Raw genomic sequence first — 17,179 nt, forward strand, 5'->3', positions numbered from 1 at the left:
TCGTCACTTAGCCCCTGGCGGGATCTTTAAGTACAGCCTCCAAGGCGGGCATGGAATCGGCCTCGCGCTGCAGAGTCTGGTAAATGGTGTGATGCTTGCGCGCCAGTTGCGCCGCGTCGGTATCGGCCAAGGTAAGGTCGCAGGCACCCGCGTGCCACCCCAACCCCAACGCCAATGCGAGCCAGGTCTCATCCCCCAGCACTTCCTCATCCCGGCGCCAAAGCCTTCCCAGGCGCGTAAAAACCTCCAGGCGCCACTTTATATCGGCGGGAAGCTCTTCTTGTTCGCACTCGTACCCGACAGCGTGCACCCAGTGTAGCTCGTTAATTTTTTGGTACAACAAACCGCGGCGACGGTTGTACTCAGCGCGCAGCTGCAACTGATTACCCGCGCCCGGCAGCAGCTCGAGCCAGAGCAGCAAACAGCGCGACGCCCAGTGCCACTGAGACAACACCAGCTCACCCGGGTTGGCATCGGCGCCACCCAGCGCCAAACAGTTGTGACACCAGCCTTGAGCTCGTGCGCCTTCGGTTTCCTGCCAGCGAACAAACTTCTTACCTTGCTCACGCAGTGAGACCTCAAGACTAGCCAGCGCCGCCGTATCGCAGAGCCATGCATCCACTATGGCTTTATCCTGCAAACCCACCCGGCGTTGCCAGCCGCCGGATATTCGCACAAGTTCGGAGCGTGGTTGTAGCGGAGCTTCTACCGACTCGATATAGGTAAGCCGGTGGGGCCACAACGGCCGACTCTGAGATTGAAACTCAATGCCCAAGGTTTGTCCGAGAAGCCGAGACGACTCGCCACTGGCGTCGATAAAAAAGTCGGCCTCCAGCCGCACGTCGTTATCCAGCGATAGCGCTTTTATACCCTGCTGGGAATCCCCGTGCACTTGCAGCGAAGCGGAGCTTCGACAATCCACGCCCAAGCTCTGGGCACGCGCAGCAATCGCGCCAATGAGCGCAGTGCGCTCTAAATGCAAACCGTATTTAAGTGTAGATCTGGCCGAGCGCGGATCTTTCACCGGAAAAGCAAAACGCCCCTGGGCTGCTGCACGGGTAGCCAAAAAGTGTTCGTTAAAGGCAAGTTGATCAGATCCGCAGAAGCGTTTAAAGAACTCCTGTTCAAAGGGTGCCGGAGAAGGCTGGATGCCATGGCGGCCGTAAGGCAGAAAAAACCTAGCCGATTGCCGCTGGTACTCGGCGCCCAGGCTGTAAATTCCGCCGCACCGCTGCACAAGCTCGGCCTCAGAAAAGCCCACCATTTCCAGCCAGCGACCCAAAGCAGGATCGAGAACTTCGGCCCGAGCAACATTTGCAGCATTAGCATTTTCGGCCGCTTGCACCCAAGTAATACGGGTCGCAAAAGGCCGCAACATTTTCGCCAGAGTTAGCGCCGTAGCAGCGGCTACCAACCCGTTCCCGAGCACGACAATATGCTGCAAGGGGGCAGGAATATTAGTCACGAGCGCCTCCGTATAGATCCATAGTGGCTGGCGGCTCGCGCTTAAGACCACCGCGAGCAATCACCTCGGCATGCTCGGGTGCACTTTCAGCCATTTTTTGCAGCTGCGAGGCTAAACCTTGTAACGTGCGGCTGACTTGAGCGGCTGGCACAGACGCCGCCCGACTGTCCCAGCTCGAGGGCAGCAAACCTTGCCCCAAATACACCGCTAGCCAGCTGGGCTCGGCAAATAGCCCCTGATCATAAGATTGAACGACGGCAGATTCGCGAAACAATTCGATTTTTTCTTGCAAGCTTATCGGTATATCCATAGTCGCGCAGTAGCGCCAAAAATCGGAATCGTCACGACGATTAAGATGATAGTGCAAGATTAAAAAATCCCTTACCCTGCGGTACTCCATGCTCATCCAGCGGTTAAACGCCTCGCGACTTAAGTTCTCGTCGGTACAGGGAAAGAACTCCAGCAATTTCACAATCGCCATTTGAATCAGATAAATACTGGTGGATTCCAAAGGTTCCAGAAAACCACTGGACAAGCCAATAGCGATGCAATTTTTTTCCCAGCTTCGGGAACGGCAGCCTGCCTCGAAACGGATAAAGTTGGGATCGGAAACCGGCACACTGTTGAGTGCCCCCTGAAGCTGGGCGCAGGCTTCGTCATCACTGAGGCTTTCACTGCAATAAACCTGGCCATTACCCGTGCGATGCTGCAGAGGAATACACCACTGCCAACCACTAGCGGTTGCGCTAGAGCGGGTATAAGACGGCAGGGGCGTTAAAGGATCGGATGCCTGAGCGACCGCGCGGTCGCAGGGCAACCAATGTCGCCAGCTTTCAAAGGGAACGCCCAGGGTTTGGCCCAACAACAGCGAGCGAAAGCCCGAGCAATCGATAAACAAATCGCCATCAATAACCTCTTCCGACTCCAGTATCAGCGCCTGCACTCGGCCGTCATCCGCAGAGGTTTTCACGCGGTCAACTTTGCCTTCGTATCGCTCCACCCGGCGCGCTTCGGCGTAACGACGTAAAAAAGATGCGTATGCCGTCGCATCCAGATGGTAGGCATAGCCATAACCGAGACCCGCCTCATCGGGCGGCGGGGCGAAGCGATTGCCTTGGGCTAGCTGCGCCGATAGAGAAAAATCATCCAACGAAAATTTAGCACCGTTTGCTCGCGCCGATAAAAAATGGTGATGAAAACCGACGCCGCCCAAATCGGCTCCAAAAGCGCTGAATGGATGCATATATCGGCTGGCCGAATCGCCCCAACCGGTAAACTCGATCGCTAATTTATAAGTCGCCCCAGTCGTCTGCATAAAATCGCGCTCGGAAATACCCAGCAATTGATTAAAATAACGTATATGGGGAATGGTTGCCTCGCCAACGCCAACAGTGCCAATTTGCTGCGACTCTACTAACGTGACCGCGCATTCGTCGGGCAGCAAGTGTGCGAGCGCCGCCGCGCTCATCCACCCTGCTGTGCCGCCACCGACAATGACAATGTTTTTAGCGAGCGGGCTCGCCATAGCGTTTCTCCGCTTATTGTTTGACACAGTATTATTCTATCAGCCCAGCAGACCGACAAACCCAATAGCGAATTAATTTGCTGCAAAAAAAAGGCGCAACCCGGAAGTTGCGCCTTTTTTGTCTTCACTCAATCAGGCTTAGTAAACAACCTTTAAGGTCAAAGCAAGGCGACGGTCGTTGATAAACCACGAACGGCCAGTCTCGCGACCATTTTCGTCCAATGTCATCAATGTTTTCGTCTGAGTGTCGAGCAGGTTAGTGGCCTGCAAACCCAAGGTGACATAGTCATTCATTGTGTATTGAACAGAGCCATCCAAGAAGCCTGCATCGTCGTTCCAGATCGGCTGACCACTGATAACATCGCGCGTGGTTACCAGATACTTAGAACGCCAGTTATATGCCAACCGCGCTGACCAATCGTGCTTCTCGTACATCAGCACCAGGTTAGCGGTATGTTCCGATTGACCGCGCAAAGGCAAACCTTCGAGCAAGCTCAGGTCCACAGTTTCCAGGCCCGGTTGTGGGGTATCTGGACCGCTGTCATCGAGATCGTCTTCGGTAGTGGCGTCGGCATCACTGGTAAAGTTGGGCACGCCTTCTGAATCAATAAAGGTGTAGTTAGCCTGAATACCAAAGCCGTCGAAAGGTTCGGGCAGCATATCGTAGAATTGCTGATAGGCGATCTCGATACCTTGCATCTTACCTTCTTCACCGTTGCGGGTGGTGGTGAAGTCAACAGTCTGGCTAACCCCTGTGGTTGGGTTGGTGAAAGTCCGCGGCACCGCACCTTCAATAAAGAAATTACTTAAGTCTTTATAAAAGATACTGGTAGTCAGCGAGCCCACCGGAGCAAAGTACCACTCCAAAGAAGCGTCGTACTGAATCGACTCCATTGGCTGCAGCGCGGGGTTACCACCACTACCGGTCCACACCACATCTTCAACCGATAGAATATTCACGCCATCATCAACCGGGCCGGGCTCGACAATTTCACTGGTGTCGGTTTCACGGGTTACCGTCAATTGACGTGCGCCCAGTACTGCCTGATTACGCACTTCAGACATGTCAGGCATAGCAATGGCTTTAGCCACAGCAAAGCGACCAATCAAGTCGTCGGTGAGTTCCAGCTTTAAGTTAAAACTGGGGAGCACTCCATCCCAAGAGGCGCTGTCTTCCTGTAGCTGATCCGCATCATTACCAAAGCCCTGCTCGGTCTCTGATAACCAGTTATTGGCGTCGCGAGAGTAGGCCATTAACTGATTAACTTGATCCAGCCAATCCTGCTCGCTGGGGAACAAGCCCGGATCAAACGGGCCAACCTCTTCCTCGGCCCACTTACGAATAGCGCCGCTATCGGACAGGTCGGTAGGGGCCCCGGCGGGATAGGCTTGACCAATCATGTCGGGGTACTGAATAGAACCCAGAGCGTCGCGCTCCAACTCTACATAGCGCAGGCCAATGTTACCCGAGAAGCGCAGTGCAAAATCGTCCGAGCCGAAATCTAAGCGAACATAGGCGGCTTTGTTGGTTTCGGTAGTATCGTAAATTTCCGCTTCCGAGAAGTAGGTGCCGTTTTGCGCTTCGGGGCGCAGGTTAGCTGGCTCCCAAATACCTTCGGCGCCCGGGTTGTTTTGCGGTACTGTGCGACCGTCGATGACGTCTTTGAGGAATTCTTCCTTGGGAAACAGGAATCCATCACCCGGAATATTGGCCACGCCACCGCGGTGGAAATCAGACCAATCGATATACTCGTAAGCATCACTCAACTCTTCGGTTTCAGACAGCCACATGGCGCCTTCACCACCGTTGGGAGCCCACTCGGCACCAATGCTACCCCAGTTGTAGGGCGTGGTACGCACAACCTGATTGCGATCAGCGAAGCGCACACCGGCTTTTACCGAACGCAGCAGGTGCGTATCGTCAAAGTAGTGAGTCGCATCAAAACGAACCGCCTTAGATTCACCCTCAGAACGCTCGTAGTGATCCATGGCCGAGCGCCACCAGTAGCTGTCGGGGTCCTGAAAGTAGTTGGCGTCGCCTTGCGGGTCATTAGAAAAGCCCGGAAACAGAGGCTGATCTTCTTCACCTAGCTCAGGGTAATACTCAGAATTAACCCGGTAATAGTCAGGGTTCGCATCACGGCGACCATCCCAGGGCTCGATAACATTGAGCCAAGGCTTGTCTCCGTCACCTTGAATAGCGAACTGCTGCAAGGCGTAGAAGCCGTTGGCAATCTGCAGGTCGTCGTCTTCGGTGGTTGCTTCTACCCACTGGAAGTCGCCCTCAAACTCCCAAGAGTCGCTGGGCATCCACTTAATATTAAAGCTCAAGTCATCTACGATGGTGTGAGTATCTTTAAAGCGCGTGTCTGCTTGATACTTCTGACCAAAGTAATCGTTTTGAGTCACGTAATCATCGGGAGCATCACCTTCGCCAGCCCAGCCGCGAGGCACGCGACCTTCACCGCCGCGCCAGCCACCGCCGTCAACAATGTAACCCTCCTGGAAGATACCCATATCATCCCAGCCAAACTCGGTACCAGGATAGGGACGAGCGCGACGGGTTTCGCTCACCGAACCATCATCATTTTCGTCGCCGTAACCACCTTGATATTTAATGGCGTTCTCTTTCCAGCTTAAACGCGCATCGGAGCGAATAAACTCAGCGGTCGCTTCCCACTCATCGTTAGGGCTGGCCCACTGGAAGGATGTGGCTAAACCTTTACGCACACGATCGTCTTCTTTGGTGAAGAAGTTTGAGCCGTTGGTCATCCACACCTGGTTGTTTTCATCGGCAACACTGGAAGGTGCACCCAAAGTGTCGGCGTTGTATTTAACAAAGGCGTCACTCTGGATACCGTTAGATTCGCCGATCAATTCCGAGTAAGAGGCATTAATCAAAAACCCAAACTCACCGGCGGACTCGGTATCCCAGCGGTTACTGTACAAACCCGACACAGTAGGTGAAGCCTCTTCGGCCATATCGCCGTAGGAAACATCGCCGGTAAAGGCGATCATTTGCCCATCCTGATCAAACGGCTTACGAGTTTTAAGACTGACCGTACCGCCAATACCACCTTCAATCATATCGGCAGTTTGGTTTTTGTATAGATCCACACCGGACATCAGCTCGGGCGGAACATCCTGAAAGTTAAGACCACGACCCGAGTTGGCAGTAAAAGAATCGCGACCGTTAAATTCACTTCGCGTTGCGCTCATACCCCGGATAACGGCGCCACTACCTTCAACCCCGAAGTGATCGGGATCCTCAGGCGCAGCAAAGCGCTCGATCGATACACCCGGCATGCGTTGCATTGCTTCAAGCACACTGCGATCGGGTAATGAGCCAATATCTTCCGCAGAAATAGCGTCTACGAAGGTATCTGCATCGCGCTTAATATCCTGCGCGTTTTGCAGGTTCTGACGCGTTCCGCTGACCACAATTTCTTCTAACAGCATTTCGTCAGAGGCTTCTTGTGCAACGGTGGGCGAACCAATTGCCACAACACACATGGCAAGCAAGGATTTTTTGAATGAAACTACTTTATTCGTGTTTTGGCGATAAACCATAGCGCTTTACCCCGTTGTTATTATCTAACTTGTTATTATGAAACCTTAAGTACCGACGTTTTAATCAGCAGAGTTTCATACGTGTATTTATAAAATCTGCCTGTCTGTGTTGCGTTACTGACGGGCATAGACTCTCTTCTTGTGCAGTTGTACCAAGCGTCTTGAATTTTTATGACGTTTGGCACTACTCCTGTTTAAACTTGCTCAAAGCGTTAGAGACTTTGCGCTTCTAGCCCGCCCCGCTCGGGCGGGCTATCGCAAACGGTCTCTTTGCAGCTCAACTACTCAATAGTGATCTGGCGCAACAGAATGGGTTCGCCTTCTTCACGAGTCGCCAAGCCACCACCTTGCAGCTTGATACCCACACGCTGAGCGGTCGGCTCGGTCGGCACGCCCTCAAACTCCTGCTCAAACCGGTACCAACCATCACCCAGGTCTTCGCCCGCACTGGGAGCAAGGAAGTCACCATAGATACCCTGGTAACTGCCTTCGTTTTGCTGAATATAAGGTTGAATTTGCATGCCGGGGTTTTCTGTCAGGTAGTAATCACTCAAATACAACTCAAACCCAACAGTGGCGCCTTCAAGATCGGGCAATTCATCAGCCGCCGCCACATACATAATGGTGCGTTCGTCGCTATCGGTTGCCTGCCAGTTAGGATCGATTTTGAGAGTGCCGGTATCACCGTCAATCGATAGATCAGGCGCACCCTCTAAACCCTGCCAGTTGTCGTTACCCCAAGTGCCAGCATCGATTGCTTCTTGAGTGGGCACCAATGTGAACGGGCCACTATCGCCACTTGAGGTGGTGATGTTGATCTGCATGCTGTTGATGGTTACGCGACCAGCCACTTCGTTTTTCACTTGCAAGCCTACGCGAATGTTTTGGCCTTCCTCGGCAATAAACGCTTCGTTTTCAGTGGCGCAGTTAATTTCATAGGGTTCGCCTGCGGTCAGCGATCCGTTACCTACATAGCATCCAAATTCGCCGGTATAGCTGCCGAAGTTTTGCTGGATGATTGGTTGGATATCAGCGCCAGAATCTTTAAAGGCCTGATCCACAGTAATGGTCATATCGAAGCTGCGGCCCACCAAATCGGCCGGACCTTCCAGCAGATAAACCAATTTCTGATCGGCTGCGGTAGGCTCGTAGTAAACGCCAGTGTCATCGGTTTGCACGGTCACACCATCGGTAGCGTCCATTACCGTCCAGCCCGGATCATCGGCCTCAACAACCAACGGACCGCCCGCACCTGAAGATGGGGTTAAGGTTACGTTATCAAACCAAAGCGGGCCCGCCACTTCAGGCGCTTTTCCGTTTGCCACTAAACGCACGCCCACCTCGTTGATATCGCGTAGCGAGAAGCCTTCGTCGTGCCAGGCGAAGGTGCCGTAATCAACCACAGGCTCACCATCGACAACTTCGGTTTCGCCGCTGCCGGCCGCCAGTTCCCACATTTCAATGCGGCTCCAACCCGCCTCTGCGGGGTAGGGACGACTTACCCCTTTCAGACCCGAGGCATTGCTCAGTAAAAGGTGCATTGTCATATTGCCATCGCTGGCGTAGGCATCGCTGACAAATACCCAGATGCTCGCAGCAGAACCGGCCATATCGTCGACCTCATCTACCGCACCATAAATATCCAACTGGTCACTGTCGCTTGCCCAGGTGGGCTCAGCCACCAGAACTTCTTCGCTGCCATTCCAACTCATACTGGCGGTGGCGTTACAGCCGTTGGCGCAGGCGCTCATCCATGCGTCAATGTCGGCTTCTTCATCAAAGGGAATATAGGTATAGATTTTCGGCTCACCCGGCTCAAAATCACCATCACCGCCGCTTCCATCGCCACCATCGCCGTCTCCGCCGCCATTGTCTGGTGGCGGCGCGGTACTCGGCCCCAAATCTACATCTCCGCCGCAAGCAGAGAGCACACAGACTGTGCATAGCGCGATAAGCAGTTTTTGTAACATATCGTAACCCTCTATTATTCTAATATTAAGCGTAGTTATTCTCGTCAGTAGAGTAAGCTGATCGAATTCGGTTGGCTTTCGCCTTTGTTATTTGTGGCCTGCGTAAAGTGTCGTGATTAACTCCATGGGCTGAGCATCACGGCACCTTACAAATGCTCAATGTGCTGTACATCACACAACATACCACACAAATGTTCGATATGACTATAAGCTTCTGAGAATTTCATTAAAAATAATTTTTTCTCGGCCGGCAGCCCGAAAAAATGTATGACAAATTCCGTAAATCTTCCTTAGACGCAGACTGATTTATTCCGCACACGGCCCAACTTTTAAGCCGGATAACAACCCGCCTCAGAGCAAAAAAACAAAGCGTGTAGAAGCCAAAGCACTGTAAAATCAAAGTTGAACGCAACGTTTTAGTGACTTATAAAAAAACGGCGCACCGACTTAGTCGGTGCGCCGTTTCCAATAACGGAAATTGTCAGGGCAAGATTAACGAATATAACGATTGATAATATTTTCGTACAACTCTTGCTGGCCACTGACCTGGGCCGGTTCGCCACCGGCGTTGCCGATAGCTGCCAGCGCTTCCAAACTCAACTCGCCCGCTTCAAACTTGGCGCCATCACCCGAATCGAAAGTGGCGTAACGCTCTTTGCGCATAGCTTCGATAGGTGAATTTTGCAAAATGTCATCGGCAATCACCAACGCGCGCGCAAACACATCCATGCCGCCAATGTGACCGTGGAAGGTATCTACCAAGTCGGTCGAGTTACGACGACGCTTAGCATCGAAGTTAACACCGCCACCGGCCCAGCCGCCAGCGCGCAGTACCACCAGCATCATTTCAACCGTTTCGTTGATGTTGTAGGGGAACTGGTCGGTATCCCACTGGTTTTGGTAGTCACCGCGGTTAGCGTCAATAGAACCCAGCATGCCCGCGTTAGCCGCCACTTGCATTTCGTGGTCCATGGTATGGCTGGCCAAAGTGGCGTGATTAGTTTCAATGTTCAGTTTAAAGTCTTTATCTAAGCCGTGATGACGCAAAAAGCCAATAACGGTTTCGCTGTCGAAGTCGTATTGGTGCTTGGACGGCTCCATCGGCTTGGGCTCGATCAGGAAGCTGCCCTTAAAGCCGTTGGCACGGCCGTAGTCACGCGCCATGGTCAGGAAACGCGCCATGTGCTCTTGCTCGCGACCAATGTCGGAGTTCAACAGACTCATGTAGCCTTCGCGGCCACCCCAGAATACATAGTTCTCACCACCCAGAGCGATAGTCGCATCGATAGCGTCTTTTAACTGCGCACCGGCGTAAGCCACCACATTGAAATCTGGGTTGGTAGAGGCGCCATTCATAAAGCGCGGGTTGGTAAACAGGTTAGAAGTGCCCCAAAGTACTTTCATGCCTGAAGCGGCCTGCTTTTCTTTGGCCCACTCAACCCACTGGAACAAACGCTCGCTAAATTCTTTGCGCGAGCAATCGCCCTCTTCCACCACATCTACATCGTGAAAGCAGTAATAAGGTGTGCCCACTTTGGTGAAAAATTCAAAGGCGGCATCCAGCTTCATACGCGCGCGAGTTTCGGCATCTTTACCCTCGTTCCAAGGAAAGATAAACGGACCAGGGCCGAAGGGATCATGACCGGCGCCGCAGAAAGTGTGCCAGTAACAAGTGGCAAAGCGCAGATGCTCCTTCATGGTTTTGCCCGCTACTACGCGGTTCTCGTCGTACCATTTAAACGCCAGAGGGTTATCCGACTCCGGGCCCTCGTAGGCAATTTTGCCGACGCCTTTAAAATATTCTTTATCTCCGATGACTACACTCATAGCAATTACCTTTTAGTGTTGCTGCAGCACTTGAAAAGCGCCGCAAAATTAATAGTGACGAGAGGCTTAAACCTCGTAAACGCGTACACCAAATACGCCGCTATAGACCTGGCCGGGTTTTATAACCACCAACCCTTCACCAGTATTAAATGCATCGATACCGCAGCTCATGGGCTCGACCGCTAGCGACTTGCGATCGGGCGACGTGTACACCTGCATAAAATTCAAACCGCGGGGCCCTGTTTGCTGCCACAACTGCAAACCAAACCCGCCGCTCTCGCTTGCAAAAACCGCCGAGGCTTGTGTCGCCTCCGGCCCCAAAACAAAACAATTATCCAGCTCAACCCCAGCCAAATTAACCGCGGCATGAAAGCGTGAATCCACCACACGCTCTCCGGTCGGCAACAGTCGAGCATCCACCAACACGCGCTCCACCTCTGGCAATTGCAGCGAGCAATTGTCGATGGACTCGCCCAGGGTGTAATAGGGATGCCAACCCAAACCGACCGGAATGGGTTGCGAATCCAGATTCTCAACCATCATTTCCACCCGCAGCGCACCCTCAGCACTTAGCTGATAGACCATGCGCACCTCGGCCTTAAACGGGTAACCGGGTTCGCTGCCATCCACAGCGTAGACCAAAGTGGCGCTACTGATATCGCCAGCGGTTGTTTGCTTTGCCACTTTGGCGGGGGTGCGATGCAAAAAGCCGTGCAGAGCATTGTTTAAGTCAGCCTCATTAACGGCAAACATCAGCTCCCGACCGCCAAAGTGATAGCGACCATCGCGCAAACGATTGGGAAAAGGAAATAACACCGCACCCCTATAGCCGGGGTTAGAGGCACATTCACTGCGCTCGATACCTGCAATCACATTGCGAGCGCCGTGCAGCGTTGGCACAATCAATTCGTTAATCATGCCGCCGTAACCTGGCTCCAAACTCAGGCGGGCTTCACCCGCCTCTAAGACCAGCGGGGCTGACTCTGAGATCAGAGGGCCTGATTGTTGCTCACCACCTGCCATAAGCTAGCCTAAATCCGCCAACGCTTTTTGCCAGGCACCGTAGGCCTGCTGGTACTCGTTGGCACGGCTGCTATCGGGCTCGATGATGGCAACCTTCTCAAGCCCGCCAAAGGCCTCTTTGCCCGAGGCGTAAAACCCCGAGCCCAGGGCGGCGCCTCGGGCGGCGCCCGCAGCACCGTCGGTATCGTAAAGTTCGACCGCCGCCTGAGTGGTATTGGCAAAGGTTTCGGCAAACACCTGGCTTAAAAACATATTGCCCTTGGCCACTTTAATCACTTCGCAGCTGCCGCCCAGCTCTTTGAGCACGTCAAAGCCCTGATTGAGAGCAAACACAATGCCCTCTTGCGCAGCGCGCACCATGTGACCCAAGCCGTGCCGGTTAAAATCGATATTGCGAATATGGCCGCCCAGGTTACGGTTTTGGAAAATCCGTTCGGCGCCGTTGCCAAAGGGGTGAAACACCAAACCATCACTGCCCACAGGAATTTGCGCCGCCAGTTCATTTAGATGGGGGTAACTGATATCTCCCCCCGCCGTCAGCATTTGTCGCAGCCAGCTGTAAAGGCGGCCAGTACCGTTCACACACACCAGTACGCCATTGCGTTTTTGCGCTTCAGTATCCGTGACATGGACAAAAGTGTTAACCCGGGATTTCACATCCGCCACGTCTTTATCGGTGACGCCGTAAATCACACCCGAGGTGCCCGCAGTAGCCGCGACCTCACCCGGCTCAAGCACATTCAAACTAAAGGCATTGTTGGGCTGATCCCCGGCGCGGTAGCTAATAAGCGTGCCCGGCGCCAGTCCCAGCTCGGCAGCCACCGCATCACTGACGCGGCACTGCTCGCCGATATTGGGCACCAGAGGTGGCAACAAAGCCGTATCCATGCCCCAATGGGCCATTAATTTATCGGCCGGAGCGCGTTTCTGGTAATCCCAAAAGGTGCCCTCAGACAAACCCGAGGCAGAGGTAGTCAGCTCGCCGGAAAGCTTCATAGCAATATAGTCACCGGGCAGCATGGCCTTATCGATGCGGGCAAACAACTCGGGCTCGTTCTCTTGCACCCAGCGCAACTTGGCGGCGGTAAAATTACCCGGTGAATTCAGTAAGTGACCGTAGCAGTACTCATCCCCCAGGGCCTCTAACGCACTCTGGCCGTAGGGCACTGCCCGTGAATCGCACCAGATAATAGCCGGGCGCAACACCTGCTGCTGACTGTCCACCAACACCAGGCCGTGCATCTGATAAGAGATACCGATAGCCCTGATCTCTTTTAGATCAATGCCCTTCGCGGCAATTTTCGCCAAGCCGGCGGTGACGCAATCCCACCATGTTTGCGGGTTCTGCTCGGCAAACCCCGCCTCAGGGCTGCTAATTTCCAGTTCGCTTTCGGGGTGAGTAACCGCCGCCTTGGTCAGCCCGGTGTCGCCATCAATCACAGCGAGTTTGGTTGACGAACTACCAATATCTAATCCTAGAAATAACATGACTCTCCACTTATATAATCGTTGTTATCAGCGCGCCGCCTGAGCGGAAATGGCGATACTATAAATCTTTAGTGTGCGCATCCTAGCTTATTGTCTCAATGACCACAAGACTTTTCGCTTGAATTTTGTACCGGTTTCGTCCAAATTACCCCGCCGGCAATCATCCAGTGTTGTAATATGGTATATTCGACCACAAGAAATCAAATACAAAATGATTACCATATTTAAACAATTGTAAGTTTTAGCGTTTTACTACAGGCAAAACCACCGTGTCAGATACCAGCCAGTCTTATAGCAGCCACGTCGAACCTTCGTTTACCCCGGACAACGTCATCAAGGCGCTATCCATCGATAACCTTATTTTTGGCCTCGATCACGGCAAGCTAGATATTCTGCTGATCAAGCATAAAGTGGGTATCAGCAAGGGACAGTGGGCGCTGCCTGGCGGCTGGATTCGCTACGACGAAAACCTGCGCGACGCCGCCACCCGCCACCTGCATGCGCTAACCGGGGTGACCGATCTCTACCTAGAGCAACTGAAAACCTTCGGCCGGGTAGATCGCTTCCCCTCCGAACGTGTGGTAACCGTAGCCTATTACGCCCTGGTAAGTGCCGAAGACTACAAGGTAGTGGCCGGCAACGACGCCACCGAAGCCTGCTGGTTTGGCATTCACGAGCTGCCGGAGCTGATTTTCGACCATAAAGAAATTATCAATTTCGGCATCCAACACCTGCAACAAGAAGTGCGCCGGCGCCCTATCGGTTTCAACCTGTTGCCGGAGAAATTTACCCTGCTGCAGTTACAAGAGCTTTACGAGGGCATTTTAGACACCAAACTGGATAAACCTAACTTTCGCCGCAAAATCATGAAAATGAACTTACTGGCCAGCTGCGACGAAAAGCAACAAGGTGTGGCCCACCGCGCTGCCAAGCTCTACCGCTTTGACGAAGACGCCTACCAGGCGCTGACGGAAAAAGGCTTCTCTTTCGAAATTTAACCACTTGACGCCCAATAGCTATAGCGCCATCGGCATTGGGCTGACTACACCCCCTCCTCTGCACTTATCCCCGCCCCACCACGGACAAATCTCTGCACAACCGCTATCAGGGGTTGTAGCTTGCATGATTTTAGTTTAGGTTATAGTTTTTAAGACTATAAGAAGCATGCAAAAGCCTGCTATTCCATTAACAGTGATCACCGTGTGGCCGCCAACGCCACAACACATCATCAGTGGCAGCTGAGCTCAAAGGCAAGAATAGATAATACCCAAGAGGCCATGCCGAGACTGCCGCCGCTGTCTGAACCTCAGGCCCGGCAAGCTTGCGGGCGCAATGTGATCTGCACGAGTAAAATGAGGGTGCGGTAAACGGTGTTATTTTAGCGATCGACTTAGATTATGAATATTATTAATAAATTATCGACTGCCGCGGGACTACTCTCGATCCTAGCCATACCCCAGAGCGTGTTAGCACTGGGCAACCCCAGCTTTGTCAGCGACACCCAAGGGGGCAACAGCTTCCCATTGGTGCACCGCGAGCAAAGTGCGCCCCTGTTGCATTACGCCCAGGCCGATGCCGCAGTGACCATCGCCTTAAAAAACCTGCAGGCAGATATCGAGCGGGTGAGCGAGCAGCGCCCCCAACTGACCACACTCGACCAATTAAACACCTTAAAAGGCTCAGTTAAACACGCTGTTATCGCCGGCCAAATCGGTACCAACCCGCTAATTGATGCACTGATTGCCGAAGGCAAGCTGGACACTCAAGCAATTGCCAATCGCTGGGAGGGCTACGTGATCCAGATGGTCGAGCAGCCAAACGCCCACATCGAACAAGCCCTGGTAATCGCCGGCACCGACCGGCGCGGGGTCGCCTACGGCATTTACGAGTTAAGTGAACAAATCGGTGTCTCCCCTTGGTATTGGTGGGCCGATGTGCCGGTTCACAAGCGAAACAATATTTACCTCGACGGCGACTTGAAAGTAGCCGACTACCCAGAAGTGAAGTATCGGGGCATTTTCCTTAACGATGAGGCGCCCGCCCTAACTGGCTGGGCTCACGAAAAGTTCGGCGGCTACAACCACGAGTTTTACGAAAAAGTCTTCGAGCTACTCACCCGTCTCAAGGCCAACTACCTCTGGCCCGCCATGTGGAACAACGCCTTCAATGACGACGACCCGCTGAACATGGTGCGCGCCCACGAATACGGCATTTTTATGGGCACCTCGCACCATGAACCCATGATGCGCGCCGATAAGGAGTGGAACCGCTACGGCGAAGGCCCCTGGGATTACGAGCGCAACCCGGAAAAACTGTACGACTTTTGGGTCCAGGGGGCTAAACGCAACAAACCCTACGACTCCATCTACACCTTGGGTATGCGCGGTCAGGCCGACACCCCCATGAGTGACGAGCAAAATATTGATCTGCTGGAAAAAATTGTCGCCGACCAGCGGGAAATTCTGGACGATGTTTTCGAGCGCGACCTAAGCGAGATTCCGCAAGTCTGGGCTTTGTACAAAGAGGTGCAGGGTTACTACGAAGACGGTATGCGAGTGCCCGATGACGTCACCCTGTTGTGGGCCGACGACAACTGGGGCAATGTGCGCCGCTTGCCCACCCCCGAAGAGCGCGAACGCGAAGGCGGTGCCGGTGTTTACTACCACTTCGATTATGTCGGCGGCCCTCGCTCCTATCGCTGGATGAATGTAACCCCCATCGCCAAAATATGGGAGCAAATGAACCTGGCCGACGCCTTTGACGCGAAAAAGATTTGGATTGTTAATGTCGGCGATTTAAAGCCCCAGGAATTTCCCACCGAGTTTTTCCTGCGCCTGGCCTGGGACCCAAGTGAGTGGCCCAAAGAGCGCCTGGAAGAGTTTGGTAAGCTGTGGGCCGAGCGCGAATTCGGCGCCGAGTACGCCGCCGACATCGAAGATATTATCACCGGCTACACTCGCCAGAACGGGCGCCGTAAACCCGAACTGATGAGCCCGGAAACCTACAGCCAACTGAACTATCGCGAAGCGGATCGCATCAGTGCAGAGCTGGCAGGGCTGCTGGAAAAGGCCGAAACGATTTACCAAAAAATCCCCAGCCAATATCAGGATGCCTTTTTCCAACTGGTGTTACACCCCATCAAAGCGACCACCATAATTCACGAGCTGTACAGCAACACCGCCAAAAACCGGCTGTACGCGGAACAGGGTCGCGCCAACGCCAACGAGTATGCCGAACGGGTTGAGGAACTGTTTGCCGCCGATGCCGCACTCAGCGAGCGCTATCACAGCATTAACCACGGCAAGTGGAATCATTTTATGAGCCAAACCCATATTGGCTACACCCACTGGAATAATCCGCCCGCTAACACCCTGCCGGTCACCTATCGCTACCAACCTCACGACCAGCCGGATATGGGTGTGGCGGTTGAAGGGCAGGCCCAGAGCTGGCCCGCCACCGGCAACCTGGCACTGCCAGAGTTCAGCCCCTATGGCGCCACCAGCCATTACATCGACATCTACAACAAAGGCACAGCGCCGTTTGCCTTTACCGCCGAACCCAGCGAGCCCTGGATCAGCATCAGCCAAACCGAGGGTGAAATCACCACCGGCGAGCGTTTGCTGGTCAGTATCAACTGGCGAGAGGCCCCCGTGGGCCGCCATACCGGTCATGTGTTTATTAAGGGCACCGGCTGGGGCGGGGCGAAAGTGAAAGTCGAATCCTTCCTCCCCGATCTTGATACACGCGCCAAGGTGAAAGGGTTTATAGAGGCAAACGGTGTTATCGCCATTGAACCGGCAAACTACACCGCCAAGCAACCGGCCGACGGTATCGACTGGCAGGAAATACCGCTGCACGGTCATACCGGTTCTTCCATCTCCACCTTCCCAGTGACCGACACAAGTTTTGAGGATCTGCAGCACGCGCCTTGGGTGGAATACGATTTCTATCTGTTTGAGGCAGGCGAAATAACGGTAAAAGGTATCTTCGCGCCAAGCCTCAATTTTGTTCCGGGGCGCGGTTTGCGCTACGCGGTTGCTATAGACGATCAAGAACCCGAAATTGTGGATATTCTCAGTGACCTTTCCCACAGTGCCTGGCAAGAGGCCGTGCGCCAAGGGGCCCGAATCGCGACTACAAACCATAGCCTGGAGCAACCCGGTCAGCACACCCTGCGCATTTACGCCATAGACCCGGGCGTGACACTGCAGAAATTGATTATCGATACCGGTGGCCTGAAACCCAGCTACCTGGGGCCCGCGCCCAGTTACCACCGCTAACCCTACCCTGTAGCAACCTCAGGAACTTTGC

At 53.6% G+C, this 17,179-nt stretch carries 9 protein-coding genes; 2 read left to right on the forward strand and 7 right to left on the reverse strand.

Annotated features, from left to right (window positions below; translation table 11 throughout):
* Positions 1-7 precede the first annotated feature (7 nt).
* From NHM04_RS09495 to NHM04_RS09525, 7 genes are all read right to left on the reverse strand, one after another.
* Entirely contained in the window at positions 8-1,465 is a 1,458-nt protein-coding gene (locus tag NHM04_RS09495; protein WP_254263553.1) for a tryptophan 7-halogenase, read from the reverse strand.
* Positions 1,458-2,990, reverse strand: a complete 1,533-nt coding sequence (locus NHM04_RS09500) for a tryptophan halogenase family protein (protein WP_254263554.1) — start codon at positions 2,988-2,990, stop codon at positions 1,458-1,460. The genes NHM04_RS09495 and NHM04_RS09500 overlap by 8 nt, the downstream gene beginning before the upstream one ends.
* A 138-nt stretch (positions 2,991-3,128) precedes the next feature.
* Entirely contained in the window at positions 3,129-6,560 is a 3,432-nt protein-coding gene (locus tag NHM04_RS09505) for a TonB-dependent receptor (protein ID WP_254263555.1), read from the reverse strand.
* Positions 6,561-6,841: 281 nt separating this feature from the next.
* The gene (locus tag NHM04_RS09510) at positions 6,842-8,530 is read right to left on the reverse strand and encodes a family 15 carbohydrate-binding domain-containing protein (protein ID WP_254263556.1); all 1,689 of its coding nucleotides are present in this window, start codon (positions 8,528-8,530) and stop codon (positions 6,842-6,844) included.
* A 492-nt stretch (positions 8,531-9,022) separates the two neighbouring features.
* Positions 9,023-10,357 (reverse strand): xylose isomerase, encoded by a 1,335-nt coding sequence (xylA, locus tag NHM04_RS09515; protein ID WP_254263557.1) that lies wholly within the window; start codon positions 10,355-10,357, stop codon positions 9,023-9,025.
* Between the two features lie 66 nt (positions 10,358-10,423).
* Positions 10,424-11,380, reverse strand: a complete 957-nt coding sequence (locus NHM04_RS09520; RefSeq protein ID WP_254263558.1) for an aldose 1-epimerase — start codon at positions 11,378-11,380, stop codon at positions 10,424-10,426.
* Positions 11,381-11,383: 3 nt separating this feature from the next.
* Positions 11,384-12,868 (reverse strand): xylulokinase, encoded by a 1,485-nt coding sequence (locus NHM04_RS09525; protein WP_254263559.1) that lies wholly within the window; start codon positions 12,866-12,868, stop codon positions 11,384-11,386.
* A 269-nt stretch (positions 12,869-13,137) separates the two neighbouring features.
* Between NHM04_RS09525 and NHM04_RS09530 the strand changes: the two genes are divergently transcribed.
* Together NHM04_RS09530 and NHM04_RS09535 are read left to right on the forward strand one after the other, a co-directional pair.
* Positions 13,138-13,866 (forward strand): NUDIX domain-containing protein, encoded by a 729-nt coding sequence (locus NHM04_RS09530; protein WP_254263560.1) that lies wholly within the window; start codon positions 13,138-13,140, stop codon positions 13,864-13,866.
* 399 nt (positions 13,867-14,265) lie between these two features.
* Positions 14,266-17,148, forward strand: coding sequence for a glycosyl hydrolase 115 family protein (locus NHM04_RS09535; RefSeq protein ID WP_254263561.1), 2,883 nt, complete (start codon positions 14,266-14,268; stop codon positions 17,146-17,148).
* The last annotated feature ends 31 nt before the right edge of the window (positions 17,149-17,179 follow it).

It is taken from the genome of Gilvimarinus sp. DA14, from assembly GCF_024204685.1.
Taxonomy (GTDB): domain Bacteria; phylum Pseudomonadota; class Gammaproteobacteria; order Pseudomonadales; family Cellvibrionaceae; genus Gilvimarinus.

What these genes read in the sequence shown, in the direction of transcription:
- NHM04_RS09505 (WP_254263555.1), bottom strand. Translation starts at nt 6,560, where the DNA reads ATGGTTTATCGCCAAAACACGAATAAAGTAGTTTCATTCAAAAAATCC.
- NHM04_RS09500 (WP_254263554.1), bottom strand. Translation starts at nt 2,990, where the DNA reads ATGGCGAGCCCGCTCGCTAAAAACATTGTCATTGTCGGTGGCGGCACA.
- NHM04_RS09510 (WP_254263556.1), bottom strand. Translation starts at nt 8,530, where the DNA reads ATGTTACAAAAACTGCTTATCGCGCTATGCACAGTCTGTGTGCTCTCT.
- xylA (WP_254263557.1), bottom strand. Translation starts at nt 10,357, where the DNA reads ATGAGTGTAGTCATCGGAGATAAAGAATATTTTAAAGGCGTCGGCAAA.
- NHM04_RS09520 (WP_254263558.1), bottom strand. Translation starts at nt 11,380, where the DNA reads ATGGCAGGTGGTGAGCAACAATCAGGCCCTCTGATCTCAGAGTCAGCC.
- NHM04_RS09535 (WP_254263561.1), top strand. Translation starts at nt 14,266, where the DNA reads ATGAATATTATTAATAAATTATCGACTGCCGCGGGACTACTCTCGATC.
- NHM04_RS09525 (WP_254263559.1), bottom strand. Translation starts at nt 12,868, where the DNA reads ATGTTATTTCTAGGATTAGATATTGGTAGTTCGTCAACCAAACTCGCT.